2 protein-coding genes are annotated in these 1,592 nt (G+C 70.2%); one reads left to right on the top strand and one right to left on the bottom strand.

The window, feature by feature from the left end; all coding sequences use genetic code 11:
• The coding region (locus tag C5O18_RS09290; protein WP_241146813.1) for a LysR substrate-binding domain-containing protein at positions 1–484 on the top strand (484 nt) is incomplete at its 5' end.
• Positions 485–490: 6 nt separating this feature from the next.
• Here C5O18_RS09290 and nhaA read toward each other — a convergent pair.
• Positions 491–1,592, bottom strand: a 1,102-nt coding sequence (gene nhaA, locus C5O18_RS09285; RefSeq protein ID WP_206389839.1) for a Na+/H+ antiporter NhaA, incomplete at its 5' end; no start/stop codon positions are given.

Raw genomic sequence — 1,592 nt, 5'->3', positions numbered from 1 at the left:
CGACGTCGCGCTGCGCATCGGCGCGCTCAAGGACTCGACGCTGCACGCCCGGCCCATGGGCAGCAGCCGGCTGCGGGTGCTGGCAAGCCCCGGCTATCTCGAACGTCACGGCCGGCCACGCCAGGTCGAGGATCTGGCGGCGCACACGCTGCTCGGCTTCACCCAGCCGGACTCGCTCAACGACTGGCCCCTGGCCGGCCGCGACAGCGACTACCTGCGCGTGCGCCCGGACATCCGCGCCTCCAGCGGCGAGACCCTGCGCCAGCTGGCGCTGTCCGGCGCCGGCATCGTCTGCCTGTCGGACTTCATGTCGCTGGGCGACATCGGCAGCGGCGCGCTGGTCGAGCTGCTGCCGCGGCAGACCCTGGACCTGCGCCGCAGCATCAACGCCGTGTACTACCGCAATACCGCGCTGTCGGTGCGCATCACCTCGTTCCTCGACCACCTCGCCGAGCACTGGCGGGACGCGCCCTGGTGCCTGTGAGCCGGCTCAGACAGAGCGCCGAAGCAGCAATGCCCCGCCAGCCAGCGCCGATACCAGCGACCCCAGCAGCACGCCGATCTTGACCTGGTCCTGCAGCAGCGGATCGGCGGGGAATGCCAGCAGGCCGATGAACAGGCTCATGGTGAAGCCGATGCCGCACAGCAACGCCACGCCGTAGACCTGACGCCAGCCCGCCTGGGCCGGCAGCGCGGCCCAGCCCAGGCGGACCACGAGCACGACCGAAAGGAAGATGCCGACCTGCTTGCCGAGCACCAGACCCAGCGCCACGCCCAGCGGCACTGGCTCCAGCAGCGCCGCCGGCGACACGCCGGCCAGCGACACGCCGGCATTGGCGAAACCGAACACCGGTACCACCAGGAAAGTCACCCACGGGCTGATGGCATGCTCCAGCGTATGAACCGGCGACACCGTGCCACGTGACGGACGCAGCGGAATGCACAGCGCCAGCACCACGCCGGCAAGCGTGGCATGCACGCCCGAGCTGAGTACCAGCGCCCAGAGCAGCAGGCCGAGCAGCAGATAGGGCGCCAGCCCCGCCACACCGCGCCGGTTCAGCACAACCAGCATGGCGGTGACCACGGCGGCACCGGCCAGCGCGAGCAGGTTGAGATCGCCGGTATAGAAGAACGCGATGATCAGCACCGCACCCAGGTCGTCGATGATGGCCAGCGCGGTCAGGAAAACCTTCAGCGACACCGGCACCCTAGAGCCCAGCAGCGCCAGCACGCCGAGCGCGAAGGCGATGTCGGTGGCGGCGGGAATCGCCCAACCGGCAGGCTGACCGCCCGGCCCCGTGTTGCAGACGAGATAGACCAGCGCCGGCCCGGCCATGCCGCCCAGCGCCGCCGCACCGGGCAGGATACGCTGCGGCCAGCTGGCGAGGCGGCCCTCGAGCATCTCGCGCTTGATCTCCAGACCGACGAGCAGGAAGAACACCGCCATCAGGCCGTCATTGATCCAGTGCAGCACGGACAGCCCGGCGACAGTGGTTTCCAGCATGGCGAAGTAGCGCCCGGCGAGCGGGGAATTGGCGACCAGCAGCGCCAGCGCTGCCGAGACCATGAGCAGAATGCCGCCCGCGGCGCTG

This window comes from Amnimonas aquatica (assembly GCF_002943415.1).
GTDB classification, from domain to species: domain Bacteria; phylum Pseudomonadota; class Gammaproteobacteria; order Pseudomonadales; family Moraxellaceae; genus Perlucidibaca; species Perlucidibaca aquatica_A.
Note: the sequence above shows the minus strand (reverse complement) of the source record. Positions and strands in the feature narration are given on the sequence as shown.